Consider the following 19,140-nt stretch of genomic DNA (forward strand, 5'->3'; position numbering starts at 1 on the left):
CATTCGCACACAAGGGCATTCGCTCCCGTCGCCCCGCCCACCCAGCAGATGCTGGCGCCCAGCCCCTCGAATGGGAGAAGAACCAAAAAAAGGGCCCGGATGGTGATCCGGGCCCTGTCGTTCCACGTCATTGCTCTCCAGAAAACACTGGAGTTGAATCAGCGCATTACCAGATCACGATCTGCTCGCCGCCGGTGCGCACCATCGGCTGGCCCGGCGTGCACGAATACGCCGCGGCGAAGGCCGGCAGGTTGGACGGGGCGGCGATGGCGCGGAAGTTCGCCGGCGCGTGCGAGTCGGTGGCCAGCCGGACCTTGAGCTCCTCGTCGGTGAAGTTGCGGCGCCAGACGGTGGCCCAGTTGGCGAAGAAGCGCTGGTCACGGCTCATGCCGCCGGTCATCGGGTCCTCGCTGTCCGCGGTGGCGGCCTTCATCGCGTCGAAGGCGACCGCCAGGCCGCCGAGGTCGGCGATGTTCTCGCCCAACGTCAGCTTGCCGTTGACGTGCTGGCCCGGTGCGGCTTCGTAGCCGTTGAACTGGGCGATCAGCTGGTCGGTGAGCTTCTTGAAGCCGGCGGCGTCGGCCTCGGTCCACCAGTTCTCGAAGTTGCCGGTCGGCCCGAAACGGCTGCCCTGGTCGTCGTAGCCGTGGATCATCTCGTGGCCGATCACCGCGCCGATGCCGCCGTAGTTAACGTCGTCGGAGGCTTCGGGATCGAAGAACGGCGGCTGCAGGATCGCGGCCGGGAACACGATCTCGTTGGCGCTGGAACGGTAGTACGCGTTGACGGTCTGCGGGCTCATGCCCCACTCGCTGCGGTCCACCGGCTGGCCGATCCTGCCGACGTTCCACTTGTAGTTGAACTCGTTGGCGGCACGCAGGTTGGCGAGGTAGCTGTCGCGGCCGGTTTCCAGTCCGCTCCAGTCGCGCCACTGGTCGGGGTAGCCGATCTTGGGCGTGAAGCTGGCCCATTTCTCCAGCGCCTTCTTCTTGGTGTCGTCGCCCATCCAGGCGAGGTTCTCGATGCGGGTCTTCAGCGCCGCGCGCAGGTTGTCGACCAGTTCTTCCATGCGGGCCTTGGACTCGGCCGGGAAGGCGACCTGGACATACATCTGGCCCAGCGCCTCACCGGCCAGGCCGTTGATGGCGTCGAGCACGCGCTTGCCGCGCTCCTTGAGTTCCTTCTGGCCGCGCAGGGTTTTGGCGTAGAAGTCGTAATCCTGCTGCACGAACTCGTCCGACAGGTATGCCGCGGCGTTGTCGACGGTGCGGAAGCGCAGGTAGCTCTGCCACTGCGCCAGCGGCACGTCGCCGATCATCCTGCCGACTTCCGCATGGAAGGCCGGGATGGCGAGCGAGAACATCGTCGGCGCGGCCACGCCCTGGGCCTCGAAGAACTTCGACCAGCCGAACGCGGGTGCGATCTTCTCGGCATCGGCCAGCGAGACCGGGTTGTAGCGCAGCTCGGCGTCGCGCGACATTTCCACGCGGGACTTGGATGCGTCCGCCAGACGGGTCTCGAACGCGATCACGTGTCTGGCCTGGTCGGCCGCCTGCGCGGGGTCGACACCGGACAACTCCAGCACCTTGGCGATGTGCGCCTCGTAGGCGGCGAGCTTGTCCCGGTAGGCGGCGTCGAAGTAGTAGGTCTTGTCGGGCAGGCCCAGGCCGCCCTGGCTGGCGTAGGCGATGTTCATCGACGAGTCCTTGAAGTCGGGACCCGCGTAGAAGCGGAACAGCAGGTTGTTGCCGGTCGACGCACTGCGGTGCAGGTAATCGGCCAGGGCTTGCGGGGTGTCGATCGCGGCGATGGCGTCCAGTTGCGGCTGGATCGGAGCGATGCCCTGCGCGTTGATCGCGGCCTCGTCCAGACCGGTCGCCCACAGGTCACCCACGATCTTCTCCACGCCGTTGGCGGCGTCCATCGCGGCGGCCTGCTCGGCGAGCTGGCGCTGGATTTCGATGGAGCGTTCGGTCAGCACCTCGAACGATCCCCACGAAGTGCGGTCGCCGGGGATGTCGTTGGCGGCCAGCCACTTGCCGTTGACGTGATCGCCGAACGCGACGCAGGCGTCCACGCCGGCATCGATATCGTCCTGCGAGAAGCGGTTGACCGGCAGCAGTTTGCTTTCGTCGAGCGTCAGCGCGGTCGCGCCGCTGCCGTTGATCAATGGGTTGGTGGTGTCCGAACCGCCGCAACCTGCGAGGGCGAGGGTCACGGCGAGCGACAACAGGAGAGATTTGGGTTGCTTCAGGATCACGTGGACTCCGGGTGGTCAGGCGGTGGAAACGGCGGCCCCGAACGGGGCGCCGACGCATGGAAAGCCATTCACCATAGACAACAGCGCCACGGGTCGGCGGTGTCGAAGGTCATGAGTACAAAGGCATGGGCATTCGGTCACGGGTGACGTTTTGCCCATGTTGGCGGTTGGCGCAGCGTTTAGGATCGTGACGACGGTCACTCCGGCCCGCTGATACCGGCCCGGTCACTTCAGGGGACATCCATGCTCACCATCCGCGATCTCGGCAAGACCTACGCCAACGGCGTGCGCGCGCTCGACAACATCAGCCTGGATATCCCGCGCGGGATGTTCGGCCTGCTCGGTCCCAACGGCGCCGGCAAGTCCTCGTTGATGCGCACGCTGGCGACCCTGCAGGAGGCCGACAGCGGCAGCGCGGTGCTGCAGGGCGAGGACGGCCAGCCGATCGACGTGCTGCGTGACAAGGACACGGTGCGCCGGCAGCTCGGTTACCTGCCGCAGGATTTCGGCGTGTACCCGAAGGTCAGCGCGGAGGATCTGCTGGAGCACTTCGCGGTGCTCAAGGGCCTGACCGCGCGCAAGCAGCGCCGCGAGGTGGTCGATGGCCTGCTGCAGCAGGTCAATCTGTGGGACGCGCGCAAGCGCAAGCTGGGGACCTACTCGGGCGGCATGCGCCAGCGCTTCGGCATCGCCCAGGCGCTGCTGGGCAGCCCGCGACTGGTGATCGTCGACGAGCCCACCGCGGGTCTGGATCCGGAGGAGCGCAACCGTTTCCTCAACCTGCTGGCGGAGATCGGCGAGAACGTCGCGGTGATCCTGTCCACCCATATCGTCGAGGACGTGACCGACCTGTGCCCGACGATGGCGATCATGAACAAGGGTCAGGTGCTGCTGACCGGCGAGCCGAACGCGGCGATCGAAGCGCTGCGCAACCAGGTGTGGCGCAAGCAGGTGACCAAGGCGGCGTTGGCCGGGTACGAAAGCCGCCACACGGTGCTGTCGACCCGGCTGGTGGCGGGCCATCCGGTGATCCACGTGTTCGCCGGCGAACGCCCGGAGGAAGGTTTCGAGCAGGTCGCGCCGGATCTGGAGGACGTCTACTTCCAGCGCCTGCGCCAGCAGGCCCGGCAGGCTGCACCACGAGCCGCAGCGGCCTGAGCGGGGCGACGACATGATTCTTGAATTCTTCCGCTTCGAGCTGAAGCAGCAGTTGCGCGCGCCGTTGCTGTGGCTGATGGCGCTGATGTTCGGCCTGTTCGCGTTCGGCGCGGCCAGCAGCGACGCGATCCAGATCGGCAGCGCGGTCGGCAACATCCACCGCAATGCACCGACGGTGATCATCACCTTCCTGGGCATCTTCACCGTGCTCGGCCTGCTGGTGATCGTCAGCTTCATCAGTGGCGCTTTGCTGCGCGATTTCGAGCTGGGCACTGCCGACCTGTTCTTCTCCAGCCCGATGCGCAAGCGCGATTTCCTGATCGGCCGCTTTGCCGCCGCGCTGGTGGCGTGCTGCGTGGTCTACCTGATGGTCGCGCTGGGCCTGATGCTCGGCCCGCTGATGCCGTGGGTCGACCCCGAGCGGCTGGGCGCGTTCTCGCTGGCGCCGTACGTGTGGGGTTTCGGCGTGCTGGTGCTGCCGAACCTGCTGTTCACCGGCGCGTTGCTGGCGCTGCTGGCGGTGACCACGCGCAGCCTGCTGGCGGTGTACCTGGGTGTGATCGGCTTCTTCGTGCTGTACGTGATGTCGGGCCGGCTCACCGCCGATCTGGACAACGTCTGGCTGGCGACGCTGCTCGATCCGTTCGGCATCACCGCGTTCCGGCGCATCGTGCGCTACTGGTCGGCAGCGGAGAACAACACCCAGTTGCCGGCGGTGACCGGCTACCTGCTCGCCAACCGTGCGTTGTGGGTGGTGATCGCGTTGGGTCTGGTGACGGCGACGTTTGCGTTGTTCAAACCGCAGCGGACCGGGACGGGCAAGGGCTGGTTTGCCGGCTGGTCGGCGCGTCGTGCCCGTCGTCGTGCTGGCGACGCCGCACCGGTTGTGACCGCGCGCCCGGGTTCGATGATCGCGCCGCGCGTGCTGCCGGCCAGCGGCGCATCGGTGGCGTGGTCGCAGTTCCTGCGCCAGTGGCGATTCGACAGCGTCGGCGTGTTCAAGAGCGTGCCGTTCCTGATCATGCTGGCGCTGGCGGTGGCCAACTTCGACGGCAGTGCCAGCGTCGTGCAGAGCATGTTCGGCACCAAGGTCTACCCGGTCACCTCGCTGATGCTGCAGGCCCTGCAGGGCAGCTTCACCTTCATGCTGCTGATCATCGTGATGTTCTACGCCGGCGAGCTGGTGTGGAAGGAGCGCGGGGCGAAGATCGACGAGGTGACCGACGCCTTGCCGGTGCCCAACTGGGTGCCGCTGGCGGCGAAGATGGCGGCGCTGGTGCTGGTGGTGCTGGTGTTCCAGGCGGTCGGCGCCCTGGCTGCGATGGCGATGCAACTGGCCAAGGGTTTTACCGCCTTGGAGCCTGCGTTGTACCTCAAGGCGTCGCTGCTGGATTCGATACCGTTCGTGCTGATTGCCGGCCTCGCGCTGGTGTTGCAAGTGCTGAGCAACAACAAGTTCATCGGTTACGGCCTGCTGATCGCCTGGCTGGTGGTGCAGGGCACGCTGGGCTACCTCGACTTCGACCACAACCTCTACAACTACGGCAGTGCGCCGGCGGCGCCGTATTCGGACATGAACGGCTACGGCCATTTCCTGCCCGCGCGCTTGTGGTTCCAGGCGTACTGGGGCGTGTGCCTGCTGGCGTTGCTGCTGGTCGCGGCTGCGTTCTGGGTGCGCGGGGTGTCGCCGAGCCGGCGTGAGCGCTTCAAGCTGGCACGCCAACGGTTGACGAGCGGTCATGGGCTTGCGCTGGCGGCGAGCCTGATGGTGTTCGCGTTGATGGGCGGCTTCATCTTCTGGAACACCAACGTGCGCAACGAGTACGTCGCCGGCGACGCTGTCCAGGACCGCCAGCAGCGTTACGAGGAGCAGTACCTCCCGTACAAGGACCTGCCGCAGCCGCGCATCAGCGCCGTCAGCACGCAGGTCGACCTGCGCCCGGAAGATCAGCGCGTGCGCATCCGCGGCAGCTACACCATCAACAATCCGCACGCGACGGCCATCAACGACATCCACATCCAGCTGTATCCGTATACGCGGCTGCATGCGCTGGCGTTCGGCGAGGCGGAACTGGTCAGCAACGACGAGCCGGTCAATTACCGCATCTACCGTCTGGCCGAGCCGATGCAGCCGGGCGAGCAGCGTGAGTTGAGCTTCGATGTCGAGTTCGGACAAGAAGGTTTCGGCAACGAGACGGCAGCGACCGAACTGGTGGAGAACGGCAGCTTCATCAACTCGCGGATGCTGCCTGGTTTCGGCTACAACGAGGGTTTCCAGATCGCCGACCGCAACGAGCGCCGCAAGCGCGGCATGCCGGAATCGCCGCGCATGCCCAAGCTGGAGGACGAGGCCGCGCGGGCCAACACCTACATCGGTGACGACGGGGACTGGATCGCCTTCAAGACCACGGTGTGCACGGCGCCGGACCAGATCGCGCTCGCCCCGGGCCTGTTGCAGAAGGAGCACCAGCGCGATGGCCGGCGTTGCTTCGACTACACCATGCAGCGGCCGATGCTGAACTTCCACGCCACCCTGTCGGCGCGCTGGCAAGTGAAGAAGGGCGCCTACAAGGCAGGTACGGCGGACGAGATCCCGATCGAGGTGTATTACGACGCCAAGCATCCCTACAACGTCGATCGCATGATCGAGTCGGTGCAGAAGTCGCTGGCCTACTACGAGGCCAACTTCAGCCCGTACCAGCACCAGCAGGTGCGCATCCTCGAGTTCCCTGGCTACAGCAGTTTCGCCCAGGCGTTTGCCGGCACCATCCCGTACTCCGAGTCGATCGGCTTCATTGCCGACCTGCGTGACCAGGAGGCGATCGACTACGTGTTCTATGTCACCGCGCACGAGATCGCGCACCAGTGGTGGGCGCACCAGGTGATCGGCGCGAACGTGCAGGGCGCCACCATGCTCAGCGAATCACTGGCGCAGTACTCCGCGCTGATGGTGATGGAACACGAATACGGTCGCGACAAGATGCGCCGCTTCCTCAAGTACGAACTGGACCGTTACCTGTCCAGCCGCGGCAGCGAGATGATCGAGGAACTGCCGCTGTACCGGGTCGAGAACCAGCAATACATCCACTACCGCAAGGGTTCGCTGGCGTTCTACCGCCTGCGCGAGGAGATGGGTGAGGAGGCACTCAACCGGGCTTTGTCGAAGTTCGTCCACGACAAGGGCTACCAGCACGCGCCGTTCACGACCTCGGCCGAACTGCTGGGCTATATCCGCGCCGAGGCCGGGTCCGACAACCAGCAACTGATCACCGACCTGTTCGAGAACATCACCTTCTACGACAACCGGGTCGAGTCCGTGGCCGCGCGCAAGCGTGACGACGGCAAGTACGAGGTGACCCTGAAGCTGCATGCGGCCAAGCGCTACGCCGACGGCAAGGGCGAGGAAACCGTGGCGCCGCTGGATGACTGGATCGAGGTCGGCGTGTTCGCGCGTGGCCCGTCCGGCAAGGAGGCTGACGAGAAGGTGCTGTACCTGCAGCGCCACCACGTCACGGAAGACGCCCCGACGCTGACCGTGGTGGTGGACGAGGCGCCGTACGAAGTCGGCTTCGATCCGTACAACAAACTGATCGACCGGGTCTCGGGAGACAACCGCAAGCGGATATCGCTCTAGCTTTGTGCAATCTCACGTCCTCACGTCGCTCCCTGTAGGAGCGACGTGAGTCGCGACCTGTACTTCACTTTCAGCATTCGCAGGTTCGCGACTGACATCGCTTCTAAGACCAAGGAAGTCCAGTCGGACAAAAGCGTCGCTGCATCGACGATGCGGACTTCGTCGCGGATATGAACGAACCTCGGGTCGCGCTGGCGTACGCGGCCGGTTTCACGTAGGATTCGCCTGTTCAGCGCACGGCTGCCTGCCCGCAAGGGCCACGTTTCCCAGGTTGCCTGTCGTAACTGGTCGGATCACAGGGTTGATGACCCTTGTTGATCGAGCTCCCGCAGCTTCTGCCGGAGTGGCCGATACGACGTTATCCCGCACGTCTTTCGTCGCGCCGACACGGTCCGGAGCATCCGGCACCGTCACATTGAATACTCGCAGCGCGGTTTCAGGGAACGCTCCGGGTCTTGCCGCATTTGCATGCGGTTTTTTATCTACTCGGAGTTACAACATGACTTTTGAATCCCTCGGCCTTGCGCCTGCGTTGCTGCGTGCGCTTTCCGAACAGGGTTACACCTCGCCGACCCCGATCCAGGTCCAGGCGATCCCGCTGGTATTGGCCGGCCACGATCTGCTGGGCGGCGCCCAGACCGGTACCGGCAAGACCGCCGCGTTCGGCCTGCCGTTGCTCAACCGCCTGTCCAAGCAGACCGCGCCGAACGCGTCGCGCAAGCCGCGCGCACTGATCCTGGTGCCGACTCGCGAGCTGGCGGTGCAGGTCAATGACAGCCTGCGCGGCTACGCCAAGCACCTGCGGATGAACTTCTGCGCGATCTTCGGCGGCGCGGGCATGGGCCCGCAGGTCGAGACCCTGCGTCGCGGCGTGGACGTGCTGGTGGCCACCCCGGGCCGGCTGATCGACCACATGGAGCGCGGCACGGTCAAGCTCGACGAGATCGAGGTGCTGGTGCTCGACGAGGCCGACCGCATGCTCGACATGGGCTTCCTGCCCGCGATCAAGCGCATCCTCGGCCGCGTGCCGGCGCAGCGGCAGACGCTGCTGTTCTCGGCCACCTTCGAAAGCCAGCTCAAGCAGCTCGCGCTGCAGTTCATGCGCGATCCGAAGCAGGTCCAGGTCGCCGCCAACAACACCATCGCCCAGACCATCAGCCACGTCGCACACCCGGTCGATGCCGGCCGCAAACGCGACCTGCTGATCGAAATCATCGCCAAGCGCCCGGCTGACCAGGTGCTGGTGTTCGGTCGCACCAAGCACGGCTGCAACCGGCTGGTCGAACAACTGGATGCCGCCGGCCTGCGTTCGGTCGCGATCCACGGCAACAAGAGCCAGGCGCAGCGTCAGAAAGCCCTGCGCGACTTCAAGGGCAACCGCGCCCGCGTGCTGGTCGCCACCGACGTCGCCGCGCGCGGTCTGGACATTCCTGATCTGCCGCTGGTGATCAACTTCGACCTGCCGATGGTGGCCGAGGACTATGTGCACCGGATCGGCCGCACCGGTCGCAACGGATCGACCGGTGAAGCGCTGTCGCTGGTCTCGCACGATGAAGGCGGCCTGCTGCGCCAGATCCAGCACGTGCTGAAGAAGGATGTGGAGATGGTGGTGGTGCCGGGCTACGAGCCCAGCCGTCCGATCCGCCTCGACGTGGCGATCCCGAACCCGCGCAACAACGCCGGTGCGGGCCGTCCGCCGCGCAACAATGCTCCGCGCGGCGGTGCGCGTCCGCACGGCCAGCCGGCGCCGCGTCATGCCCATGCCGGGCAGCGTCAGCGCGCGGGGGCGCCGGCCGGCCGTGGCGGCGGTCGCGGCTCGTTCCGGGACGGCTCCATCGCCTGATTCAAGGCGCGGTCGAATCCTGTCGGCGACGGATGCCATTCCGTCGCCGGGCATGCGTCAGTTCAAGTGAGCGACCCGGATGACCTCCGGGTCGTTTGCGTATTGGAGCAGCAGTTTCTCGACCCGCTCCTGCCAGCCCGCGGCAAAGGCCGCACGCTGCTGGTCGTCGGCCTGGTCCTGCAGGATCGCGCCCAGCAAACTCCGCGTCTGCGGGTGACCCGGTACGCCGGACACATCCAGTTGCACCGCCACCGCGGCGCCGGTGTCGATACGCCGGAAGATCACCTCGTCGGCCCCGGGCCGGCCGGCGAACACCAACAGGCCGTTGCGTGCATGGCGTCCGGCGATTCCCTGGAATCCGTTGTCGGCGGCCGCGCCGGTCAGCAGCGTCAGCACCTGGGCGATCACACCGGTGGTGCCATGGTGGGCGGGCGCGGGCATTTCGACCCGGATGTTGCCGCGCTCGGCCGGGCCGTCGGGATACAGCGCCGCCATCGCGGCGCGCGCCATCAGGAATGCGCCCGCGACCGTCGGGCAGGAATGGCCGGCGACAAGGACGGCATCGGCGTACCGGTATTCCAGCAGGCCGCCTTCGCTGGCTCCCAGCAGTTCGGCCAAGGCATCGTGGGTGGCCACGACGGGGGCCTGATCGTAGAACGGGGGGAAGTTCACGGCTGCACCTGGATGTGAATGACTATCGATACGCTAAGAGAGTGAGGCGATGCCGGTACTGACATGGATCAAGCGGACGCAGGAGGGGGCGGGCCGCAAGCCTGCGCATTTCACCCCAGCCCGAGGTTGTTGCGCTCCAGCACCCGCTCGGCGCGGTAGCTGGATCGCACCATCGGCCCGGCCACGACTTCCACGAATCCCTTCGCCAGTGCCCGTTCGCGCAGGTCGTGGAACTCGTCGGGGGTGACGAAGCGCTCGACCGGCAGGTGATGCTCGCTCGGGCGCAGGTACTGGCCCAGGGTCACGATGTCCACGTGGGCGGCGCGCAGGTCGTCCAGCGTGCGATCGATCTCCACATCGGTCTCGCCGAGCCCGAGCATGAGGCTGGTCTTGGTCAGCGTGTCGGGCGCGTGGCGCTTGGCGAACGCCAGCACGTCCAGGGTCTGGGTGTAGCCGGCGCGGGGATCGCGGACCCGGTGGGTCAGCCGTTCGACCGTTTCCAGATTCTGTGCGTACGTCACCAGGCCCGCGTCGAGCACGGTGGCGACGTCCTTGAGATTGCCGGCGAAGTCGGGCGTCAGCGCCTCCACGGCGGCCGCCGGACTGCGCTGGTGGATCGCGCGGATGCAGGCGGCGTAGTGGCCGGCACCGCCGTCGACCAGGTCATCGCGGTCGACCGAGGTCAGCACCACGTACTTCAGTCCCATCAGGGCGACGGCCTCGGCGACGTTCTGCGGTTCTTCGGGGTCGAGCCAGCCGTGCGGATTGCCGGTGCTGACCGCGCAGAACTTGCAGGCCCGCGTGCAGACCGAGCCCATCAACATCAAGGTGGCGGTGCCGCGTCCCCAGCACTCGGCGATGTTGGGGCATTTGGATTCGGCGCAGACGGTGTGCAGGCGGTGCTCGCGCACGATGTCGCGCACTTCCTCGAAACGCGCACCGGCGGGCAACTTCGCTTTCAGCCAGGCCGGCTTGCGTGGCGCGGCGTCGGGCGCACCGCTGTCGGCGTGCGGACGCAGGCCATCCTTGACCGCGCGGGTGCCTTCCGGGGTGACGTACTTGCCGCCGCTGGGAACACGCAGCCCGGCTGCCGGATCATCGGAGGAATTCATGCCGCACGCGCCTCTTCCGTCGGAAAAGGCCAAGTCTGCGGGCGCGGCCGGCATCGCGCCCTGACCTGCATCAACGCGCCATACCGTCACCCCGCGTCGGCCGCCTTGCTTCGTGGAGAAAGGCGGCCGTGCGCGGTTGCCTACTTGGCGGCGATCCAGCGGTCGATCTTGTCTTCCAGCACGTTCAGCGGCACCGAGCCGTCCTTCAGTACCTCGGCGTGGAATTCGCGCACGTCGAAGCGGTCGCCCAATGCTTTCTCGGCCTTGCGGCGCAGTTCCAGGATCTTCAGCTCGCCGATCTTGTACGCCAGCGCCTGGCCGGGGATCGCCATGTAACGCTCGGCCTCGGCGACGGACTGGGTCCGGCTTTCGGCGGAGTTGTCGAGCATGTAGTCGATCACCTGCTCGCGGGTCCAGTTCCTGCTGTGCAGCCCGGTGTCGACCACCAGCCGGATCGCGCGCCACAGCTCGTTCTGCAGGTAGCCGAAGTGGCTGTACGGGTCGGAATAGAGTCCCAGGTCCTTGCCCAGCGATTCGGCGTACAGGCCCCAGCCCTCGATGTAGGCGGTCTGCCCGCCGAAGCGGCGGAACGCGGGCAGGCCGGTGAGTTCCTGCTGCAACGCGAGCTGGAAATGGTGGCCCGGAATGGCCTCGTGCAGGAACAGGTCCTCGGCGTCCCAGGTCTTGCGGGTCGGCAGGTCGTAGGTGTTGACGTAGAAGATGCCGGGACGCGTGCCGTCCTCGCTGGGGGTCATGTAGGAACCGCCGGCGGCCGACTGGGCGCGGAACGCCTCCACCGGACGGATCTCGAACGGCGCCTTGGGCGTCAGCGAGAACAGCTCGGGAACCTTCTCGTTCACCTTGTCCTCCAGCCCGCGATAGAACTCCAGCAGCTTCTCTTCGGAGGCGAACTCGAAGCGCGGGTCGGTCTGCATGAACGTGAAGAACTCCTGCAGCGAGCCCTTGAACCCCACCTCGGCCATCACTTTGCGGATCTCGCCGTGGATGCGCGCCACCTCGTCCAGGCCGATCTGGTGGATCTGCGCGGGGGTGAGGTCGGTGGTGGTCGAGCGGTGGGTGCGGAAGGCGTACCAGGCGTCGCCGTCGGGCAGGTCGGCCATGCCGGCGGTATCGCGCGTGTGCGGCAGGTAGTTGTCGGCGATGTATCCGCGCAGGTGGCGATAGGCCGGCATCAGCGTGGTGTCGATCAGCTCGCGGTAGTCGGCGGTGATGCGCTGTTTGTCTGCGTCGGAAAACGTGTCGGGCATGGTCTCGATCGGCCGCCAGAACAGGGTCTGTTCCGGGTTGTCCTTGATCAGCGCATCCAGCTGCGGCAGGACCTTTTCCATCAGCGCGCGCGGCTGCACCACGCCGGCCTGGACGCCTTCGCCCATGTTGGCGATCGCCTGGTTGAACAGCACCGGCACCTGGGTGGCACGCTTGCGCCAGTTGTCGTAGTCCTCGACCGTCTTGAACGGTTGCGCGCCGGTGCCCGAACCGAGCTGCACGAAGGTGGAGGCGATGTTGTAGAACTGGTTGATCGGCTGCATCCAGCCGGGGAATTTCTCCCCGGCGAGCTCGTCACGCGCGTCGTCGACGAAGATCTGGTAACTCAGCAGGTCCTGGCCTTCCAGCCCTTCCGCGCCGACGGCTTCGACTTTCTCCAGCCAGCCGCTGGTGAACCGGTGCGACTCGTCGCGGAATTCGCGCGACAGGAAGTTTGGCAGCCGGTCGTTGTAACGCGCGTCGCCCTGGTAGGTGGCGGCCAAGGGGTTGCGTTCGAGCATCTCCTCCCAGTACTGCGCATACAGCTGGTTGAGATGGGCGGCCTTGTCGGCGACGGCCTGTTCCGTGTTGGCAGGCGCCTGCGAACCGTTGCCCGGAGACGGGGCGCACCCGGCGATGGCGGCGGCCAATGCCAGGGCGAGCAGCGGGCGGGCGGCAGTGCGTCGGTTCATCGTCATCGTCTCCGGTGGGAAAGGGCAGGGCGAACCCCGAGCGTCACCGCTGCGTGCACCGGCTGCAATGGCCGAAGGTCACCGGCCATGCGGGCTGTGGCGCCTGCGGGAAGGCAGGCGTGGATGCTCAGGACGACGAGCGCGCGGCCGGGGGCGAGAACGGGATCGACTCCGGAGACACCGCACCGCCGGAAATGATGAAGCTCATGGCCTGGTCGACGGTCCAGTCGGTCGGGGTGATCTTCTCGACCGGCACGATCTCCAGATAGCCGGAGGTCGGGTTCGGCGTGGTCGGCACGTACACCGCCGCCAGCTCGCGGCCGGTGCCTTGCTCCTTCAACACCCGGGTGACGAAGCCGATCGACTTCATCTGGTCGTGCGGGAAGTCGATCAGCACCACGCGCTGGGTGCCGTCGGGCTTGGTCTGCAGGATGTTGAGCAGTTGCCGCGCGCTGCCGTAGATCGTGTTGGCGAACGGGATGCGGCCGATCAGCGCCTCGAACCAGCGCAGCAGCCGCTGGCCGAACACGCGGTGCGCCATCACCCCGGCCGCCAGGATCACCAGCAGGGTCGCCGCCAGCGCAAGCACGGTCTGCACCCACGGATCGACCAGCCACCCCCAGGCACGGGGATCGCCGCTGGCGAGGTTCTGCAGCACCGGTTCGGTCAGCGGTCGACTGATGTCGGACAGAAGCACGAACACGAACTTGACCACGACCCAGGTCAGCCACAGGGGCAGCAGGGTCAACAGGCCGGTGAGAAACAGGCGTTGCACGGTGGGGACGGTTCGCATGGCGCGATTGTAAGCGGCCCCGGTGGCGTGCGCCGGTCGTGTCGTTGGTTGCGGTCGCTGCGGTCGCTACCGTTCGCGCACCAGGCGGAAGCCGACGTCGTCGTAACCGCGGCCCGCATCCAGCACCCGCTGCGCGTCTCCGCTGCGCCACGAGCTGCCGTCGACCCTGCGCTCCTTGCAGCCTTCGCCGCATTCGAGTTGCCACAGCGACAATTCGCGACCGCTGACTTCAGGCGCGCGCTGGCGGGATTCCGCGAGCGTCGGCAGGCGGTAGGTATGCCCGGCCTGCTGGCTGTACCACTGCGCATAGGCCTGCGCATCGACCATCGACACGCAGACCACCGGCTCGCCATCGCCCTGGCTGAAGCCCGGGTCGCGCCAGTCGCGCCGTGCCAGCACCCGCAGCAGCGATGCGCGTTCACGGCAGAGCGCGGGCTTGCGGTTGGTGGCCGTGGCGAAGCGGGAGAACTCATCGCGGCTGACCGGCTTGAGGCTGATGGCAACGTCGGCCGTGCTGCGGGTCGTGGAGGCGGCACCACGCTCCGGGATTTCCGCCGCGCGTGATTGCAGCTTCCGCGCGGCCTCGGGCGACAGGCCCATCGGCCCGGCAAGGGCGGCGATGCCCAACCCCTGTTTGCGGTCGGGTCTGGCGGCTGCCTTGGCAAGGCGATCCTGCAGCGCCTTGTCGATATCGGCGCGCAAGCGGTTCTGGGCATCGGACGTGTCGGTGCCGGTTTCAAGACCGAGTTGCTGCACGTGGCGCGCATAGTCCGTCGCGCGGTCGTCCTTGCCCTGGCGGAGGTTGGCAAGCAGTGCGCCGCCCAGCGCCCCGGTGAGTTCGTCGACCATCTGCTGGACTTCGTGGCTGCCGGGATCGACCTGCCAGGCGCGCAGCACGCTGGCGTAGGCGTTGTCGCCTTCCGGCGTGGTGAGGTTGCGCTGCCCGATCTGTCGACGCGCATTGTCGAGAGCCACCTGCAAGGGAGCTTCCGGCAGCGGCTGCAGCATCGCGGCGATCGGATCGTACGGTGTCGTGTCGGCCGCCGGCGGAGTGCTGTCGGCACGGAAAAATCCGTCCTGGCCCTTGTCGCCAATGATGAAGGCCGTGGCAGTGGTCGCCACGACGACCAGGCTGGCGGCGGCCCAGACCGGTCCGGAAACACCGGCCAGGCGCCCGCCGATGCGCTCGCGCCAGGCCGCCATCCGCGGCCAGCGACGGCGGCGTTCGACCTGATCCAGCATGGCGCTCATCTGGGCGACATCCTGGAACCGCTCGCCGGGCTGCTTGGCCAGTGCGCGGTTCATGAATCGTTGCCAGTGACGCAGGTGCGGCGGCAACTTCGGGATCGGGTCCTGCGCGTGCATCACCGCCATCGACAACGCATCACCGGCTTCGTAGGGCAGGTGGCCGGCGAGCATTTCCCACGCCAGCACGCCGAGGCTGTACAGGTCGGCGCGACCGTCGACATCTTCGCCGCGCGCCTGCTCGGGCGCCATGTAGGCGGTACTGCCGACGGCCAGGCCGGCAGCGGTCACCCGCGGCCCGAAACCACGGCGCAGGGCGATGCCGAAATCCGCCAGCAACGGCCGCTCGGTATCGTCGAACAGCACGTTCTCGGCCTTGACGTCGCGATGCACCACGCCGCGGCCGTGGGCGTACTCCAGCGCCGACAGCAGCGCACGCAGGGTTTCGATCACGCGGGCTTCGTCGGGACCATCCCCGTTCTGGAAGCTGCGCTGGCCCAGATGGCCGCGTGAGAGGTACGGCATCGCGTAGTAGGGCAGGCCGTCGCCGGTGCGGCCCAGCTCGTGGATGCGCACGACGTGGGGGTGCTCCAGCCGGGCGATCGTGCGGACTTCGTTCTCGAACCGGCGGCGACTCACTTCGTCCGACAGTGCCTGCGGCGCCATCACCTTGATCGCGACCTCGCGCGACAGGGCGATCTGCTCGGCCAGATACACCGTGGACATGCCGCCATGGTTGATGACGCGCAGCAGCCGGTAGCCCCGGATATCGGGCAGTGGTCCGGTGGTCATGTCGTTGTCTGGCGAATGCGGCATCGCGCGGCCCCCCTGTCGCGAATCGCGAGCATACCCTCCGCGGGTGAAAGCGGGGAGAGTCCGTGCCTGCGTGAACCGAAAGGGGAAAGCCGGGGTCCGGACTGGCGGGCTGGTCAGTCGTCCGCGAGTGTCCGGCGCTTGCGGCGCACATACAACTGCTTGCGGACCCGGGCGACGACCTCGCCGGCCTTGTCGGTGATGTGTGTGTCGAACCAGCGCAACGCCTTGTCGCCGGTAGCAGTGGTGTCGCGCAGCTCGTCGAGGACGGCGTCATCCACGGCAAAGTGCGCATGCACGGTGCCGCGGCCGGGCTTGACGAATTCGATCGTGCCGGCCTGGTCCCAGACGATGTAGTCGCGGCCCAGCGACTGCATCACCAGCAGCATCCAGAACGGGTCGGTCATCGCGAACAGGCTGCCGCCGAAATGGGTGCCGACGTAATTGCGGTTCCAGGGCCGCATGCGCAGTTCGACGTGGGCGTGGCGGTAGCCGTCGCTGATGTCGCGGACGTGGACGCCGCTGAACAGGAACGGTGGCCACAGGTTGAGGCCGTGGCGGAGCAGGCTGGGTTTCATGCGGGGCCGGGAGTGTGGACGAGGCCCGACAGCCTGCCATACGGCAGCGTATATTCAAGTGCGGGGCGTTGGAGTCGATGCGTCGGAGGCTGGATCGCCTACCGTGTTTCCACCCGCACCTGCAGCCGGCCATCGGCCAGTCGCACATCCAGGCGGTCGCCCGGGGTGGCGTCCAGCACGCTGCGCACCAGCCGGCCGTCCTCGTGCTGCACGATCGCGTAGCCGCGGGCGACGGTGGCCAGCGGGCTGATGGCTTCAAGCGACCGCGCCAGTCCGCGCAAGGCCAGGGCGTCGTTGCCCAGCCGCCGGGCAATGGCGGCTTGCGGGCGTTGCGATATGGCGGCCAGGCGTTCGCGCAGCCGGGCGATCCGGCGTTGCGGGTGGGAGATCCGCAGGATCGCTTCGGCGTGGCGCAACCGCGCCTGTTCGTGGCCGAGGCGTTGCCGCCACGCGGCCGCGAGCCGGCGCAAGGCCTCGGCCTGGCGTCGGCGCAACAGGTCCAGCCGGGCTTGCGGGCGCAGTGCATTGAGGCGCAACGCGGCGCGGTCGGCGCGTTGCATCGCCTGGCGCAGGTGCTGGGTCTGCAGGTTGACCAGCCTGGCCCCGATGGCGCGCACGTGGCGACCGAGGTCTTCGCGGTCGGGCACCAGCAGTTCGGCCGCAACCGACGGGGTGGGCGCGCGGATGTCGGCGGCGAAGTCGGCCAGGCTGAAGTCGGTTTCGTGGCCGACCGCGGACACCACGGGCACCTCGCAGGCGGCGATCGCGCGGGCCAGATGTTCGTCGTTGAAGGCCCACAGGTCTTCCAGCGAGCCGCCGCCGCGGGCCAGCACCAGCACGTCGTAGCGGTTCGAGGCGGCCGCGCGCTGCAGCATGCGGGTGATCTGGGCGGCGGCGGTCGCGCCCTGCACCGGCACCGGCAACACCTCGGCCTCGACCAGCGGGAAGCGGCGCGCAAGCACGCTGAGCACGTCCCGCACGGCGGCGCCGCTGGGCGAGGTGATCACCCCGATACGCGAGGGCAGCGCCGGCAATGGCCGCTTGCGCGCGTCGTCGAACAACCCCTCGGCCTGCAGCCGCGCCTTGAGTTCATCGAACGCGCGTCGCAGCGCGCCTTCGCCGGCTTCCTCCATGTGGTCGAGCACCATCTGGTACTCGCCGCGCGCCTCGTACAGGGTCAGCCGTCCGCGCGCGAGCACGTGCATGCCCTCGCGCGGAACGAACTTCAGCCAGCTGCTCTTGGGCTTGAACATCGCGCACCGCACCTGCGCGCGCGCGTCCTTGAGGGTGAAGTACAGATGCCCGGACGACGGCCGCGCCACGTTGCCCAGCTCGGCCTCGATCCACACCAGCGGGAACGCCCCTTCCAGCAGGTCGCGCGCCAGCGTGTTGAGCTGGCTCGGGGTGAGGACGTGATTGGGATCGTCGAGGGTCATGGCAACGCGGCGGGGCGGCTGGATACGGTAGCGCAGCGTCTCCCGGCGGTCACGCCGGCCGGGAAGATGCTGCCGCGCCATTCGAGTCGGCGGATTTTTCGCTGGGCAGAAAGTGCCTGTTCTGCGGGAGCCATCGCATGTCTTTCTCCGTCTCCCGCTTGCGGGAGAGGGTTGGGGTGAGGGAAGACGAAGCGGCACATGCGTCGCAACCGCGGTCGCGTTGCTCTCACACCCCAAGGGTGCTTCCTTTGGGGCGTCCGCCCTTCGGGCACCTTCTCCCGCGAGCGGGAGAAGGGTGAGCCGTACCGCCCCGGCGGTACAATGCGCGGATGAACCGAGACGTCGCCAGCCCCTGCACCAACCCCGCCTTTGGCCCCCTGCCACGCCGCTCCACCCGCGCGGTGACGATCGGCGGGATCACCGTCGGCGGCGGTGCGCCGGTGGTGGTGCAGTCGATGACCAACACCGACACCGCCGACATCGCCGGCACCGTCAAGCAGGTCGCCGAATTGTGGCGCGCGGGTTCGGAACTGGTCCGCATCACCGTCAACAACGCCGAGTCCGCCGCCGCCGTGCCGCGGATCCGCGACAAGCTGGCGATGATGGGCGCGGCCGTCCCGCTGATCGGCGACTTCCATTACAACGGCCACCAGCTGCTGACCGCCGAGCCCGCCGCGGCCGAGGCGCTGGCGAAGTACCGCATCAATCCCGGCAACGTCGGTTTCGGCAAGAAGCGCGACAGCCAGTTCGCGACCCTGATCGAGCTGGCGATCCAGTACGGCAAGCCGGTCCGGATCGGCGCCAACTGGGGCTCGCTGGACCAGGCGCTGGCGCGGCAGTTGATGGACGAGAACGCGCAGCGCGCCGAGCCCTGGGACGCCGGCCGGGTGCTGCGCGAGGCATTGATCCGCTCGGCGCTGGACTCGGCCGAGCGCGCCGTCGATATCGGCTTGCCGGCCGAGCGCATCGTGCTCAGCGCGAAGGTCAGCGGCGTGCAGGAACTGATCGCGGTCTATCGCGAGCTGGCCCGCCGCGGCGACTACGCGCTGCATCTGGGCCTGACCGAGGCCGGCATCGGCAGCAAGGGCATCGTCGCCTCCAGCGCGGCGCTGGGCGTGCTGCTGCAGGAGGGCATCGGCGACACGATCCGCATCTCGCTGACCCCCGAGCCGGGCCAGTCGCGCAACAACGAGGTGATCGTCGCGCAGGAACTGCTGCAGACGATGGGCCTGCGCGCGTTCACCCCGATGGTGACGGCGTGCCCCGGCTGCGGGCGCACCACCAGCACGTTCTTCCAGGAGCTGGCACAGAAGGTCCAGGAGCACGTGCGGGCGAAGATGCCGGAATGGAAGGTCACCCATCCGGGTGCGGAAAACCTGACCCTCGCGGTGATGGGCTGCATCGTCAACGGCCCGGGCGAATCGCGCCACGCCAACATCGGTATTTCGCTGCCGGGCACCGGCGAGGCGCCGGCGGCGCCGGTGTTCGAGGACGGCGAGAAAACCGTGACCCTGCGCGGCGAACATATCGCCGACGAGTTTGTCGGCCTGATCGACCGCTACGTCGAGCGCCACTATGGCGGCGCCGGGATTGCCTGAGCCAAGTTCATCTGAGCCCGGTTCGTCCGGGTCGGGAGTG

12 protein-coding genes are annotated in these 19,140 nt (G+C 67.4%); 4 read left to right on the top strand and 8 right to left on the bottom strand.

What is annotated here, in order from left to right; genetic code table 11:
- Positions 1–166: 166 nt before the first annotated feature.
- Entirely contained in the window at positions 167–2,257 is a 2,091-nt protein-coding gene (locus N792_RS04605; protein WP_191150537.1) for a M13 family metallopeptidase, read from the bottom strand.
- 246 nt (positions 2,258–2,503) lie between these two features.
- Here N792_RS04605 and N792_RS04610 point away from each other — a divergent pair, with 246 nt between their 5' ends.
- From N792_RS04610 to N792_RS04620, 3 genes are all read left to right on the top strand, one after another.
- Complete coding sequence (locus N792_RS04610; RefSeq protein ID WP_036193070.1) at positions 2,504–3,418, top strand: ABC transporter ATP-binding protein; 915 nt, start codon at positions 2,504–2,506, stop codon at positions 3,416–3,418.
- A 13-nt stretch (positions 3,419–3,431) separates the two neighbouring features.
- Entirely contained in the window at positions 3,432–7,052 is a 3,621-nt protein-coding gene (locus N792_RS04615) for an ABC transporter permease/M1 family aminopeptidase (RefSeq protein WP_036193071.1), read from the top strand.
- A gap of 499 nt (positions 7,053–7,551) precedes the next feature.
- The gene (locus N792_RS04620; RefSeq protein WP_036193074.1) at positions 7,552–8,895 is read left to right on the top strand and encodes a DEAD/DEAH box helicase; all 1,344 of its coding nucleotides are present in this window, start codon (positions 7,552–7,554) and stop codon (positions 8,893–8,895) included.
- Between the two features lie 57 nt (positions 8,896–8,952).
- Here N792_RS04620 and N792_RS04625 read toward each other — a convergent pair whose 3' ends face one another.
- The 7 genes from N792_RS04625 to xseA all read right to left on the bottom strand — a co-directional run bounded on the left by N792_RS04625 (position 8,953) and on the right by xseA (position 17,502).
- On the bottom strand, positions 8,953–9,567 hold the full coding sequence (locus N792_RS04625; RefSeq protein WP_036193076.1) for an FmdE family protein: 615 nt from the start codon (positions 9,565–9,567) through the stop codon (positions 8,953–8,955).
- Positions 9,568–9,677: 110 nt separating this feature from the next.
- Positions 9,678–10,679: a lipoyl synthase gene (gene lipA / locus N792_RS04630; protein WP_036193077.1), complete on the bottom strand. Its 1,002-nt coding sequence runs from the start codon at positions 10,677–10,679 to the stop codon at positions 9,678–9,680.
- A 140-nt stretch (positions 10,680–10,819) separates the two neighbouring features.
- Positions 10,820–12,637 carry a DUF885 domain-containing protein gene (locus N792_RS04635; protein WP_036193490.1) on the bottom strand — a complete coding sequence of 606 codons (1,818 nt, stop codon included), beginning with the start codon at positions 12,635–12,637 and terminating at the stop codon, positions 10,820–10,822.
- Between the two features lie 127 nt (positions 12,638–12,764).
- On the bottom strand, positions 12,765–13,430 hold the full coding sequence (locus N792_RS04640; RefSeq protein ID WP_036193078.1) for a DUF502 domain-containing protein: 666 nt from the start codon (positions 13,428–13,430) through the stop codon (positions 12,765–12,767).
- Between the two features lie 66 nt (positions 13,431–13,496).
- Positions 13,497–15,467: a bifunctional serine/threonine-protein kinase/formylglycine-generating enzyme family protein gene (locus N792_RS04645; RefSeq protein ID WP_036193079.1), complete on the bottom strand. Its 1,971-nt coding sequence runs from the start codon at positions 15,465–15,467 to the stop codon at positions 13,497–13,499.
- Between the two features lie 137 nt (positions 15,468–15,604).
- Positions 15,605–16,066 carry a DUF4442 domain-containing protein gene (locus tag N792_RS04650; RefSeq protein WP_036193080.1) on the bottom strand — a complete coding sequence of 154 codons (462 nt, stop codon included), beginning with the start codon at positions 16,064–16,066 and terminating at the stop codon, positions 15,605–15,607.
- Positions 16,067–16,164: 98 nt separating this feature from the next.
- Positions 16,165–17,502 (bottom strand): exodeoxyribonuclease VII large subunit, encoded by a 1,338-nt coding sequence (xseA, locus tag N792_RS04655; protein ID WP_036193491.1) that lies wholly within the window; start codon positions 17,500–17,502, stop codon positions 16,165–16,167.
- A gap of 329 nt (positions 17,503–17,831) precedes the next feature.
- Between xseA and ispG the strand changes: the two genes are divergently transcribed.
- Entirely contained in the window at positions 17,832–19,100 is a 1,269-nt protein-coding gene (ispG, locus tag N792_RS04660) for a flavodoxin-dependent (E)-4-hydroxy-3-methylbut-2-enyl-diphosphate synthase (protein WP_036193081.1), read from the top strand.
- The last annotated feature ends 40 nt before the right edge of the window (positions 19,101–19,140 follow it).

It is taken from the genome of Lysobacter concretionis Ko07 = DSM 16239, assembly GCF_000768345.1.
GTDB lineage: Bacteria > Pseudomonadota > Gammaproteobacteria > Xanthomonadales > Xanthomonadaceae > Novilysobacter > Novilysobacter concretionis.

Bases quoted from the DNA above. Each gene is read 5' to 3' on its own strand.
- N792_RS04650 (WP_036193080.1), bottom strand. From the start codon at position 16,066: ATGAAACCCAGCCTGCTCCGCCACGGCCTCAACCTGTGGCCACCGTTC.
- ispG (WP_036193081.1), top strand. From the start codon at position 17,832: ATGAACCGAGACGTCGCCAGCCCCTGCACCAACCCCGCCTTTGGCCCC.
- xseA (WP_036193491.1), bottom strand. From the start codon at position 17,502: ATGACCCTCGACGATCCCAATCACGTCCTCACCCCGAGCCAGCTCAAC.
- N792_RS04635 (WP_036193490.1), bottom strand. From the start codon at position 12,637: ATGAACCGACGCACTGCCGCCCGCCCGCTGCTCGCCCTGGCATTGGCC.
- N792_RS04620 (WP_036193074.1), top strand. From the start codon at position 7,552: ATGACTTTTGAATCCCTCGGCCTTGCGCCTGCGTTGCTGCGTGCGCTT.
- N792_RS04645 (WP_036193079.1), bottom strand. From the start codon at position 15,467: ATGACCACCGGACCACTGCCCGATATCCGGGGCTACCGGCTGCTGCGC.
- N792_RS04640 (WP_036193078.1), bottom strand. From the start codon at position 13,430: ATGCGAACCGTCCCCACCGTGCAACGCCTGTTTCTCACCGGCCTGTTG.
- N792_RS04610 (WP_036193070.1), top strand. From the start codon at position 2,504: ATGCTCACCATCCGCGATCTCGGCAAGACCTACGCCAACGGCGTGCGC.
- N792_RS04615 (WP_036193071.1), top strand. From the start codon at position 3,432: ATGATTCTTGAATTCTTCCGCTTCGAGCTGAAGCAGCAGTTGCGCGCG.
- lipA (WP_036193077.1), bottom strand. From the start codon at position 10,679: ATGAATTCCTCCGATGATCCGGCAGCCGGGCTGCGTGTTCCCAGCGGC.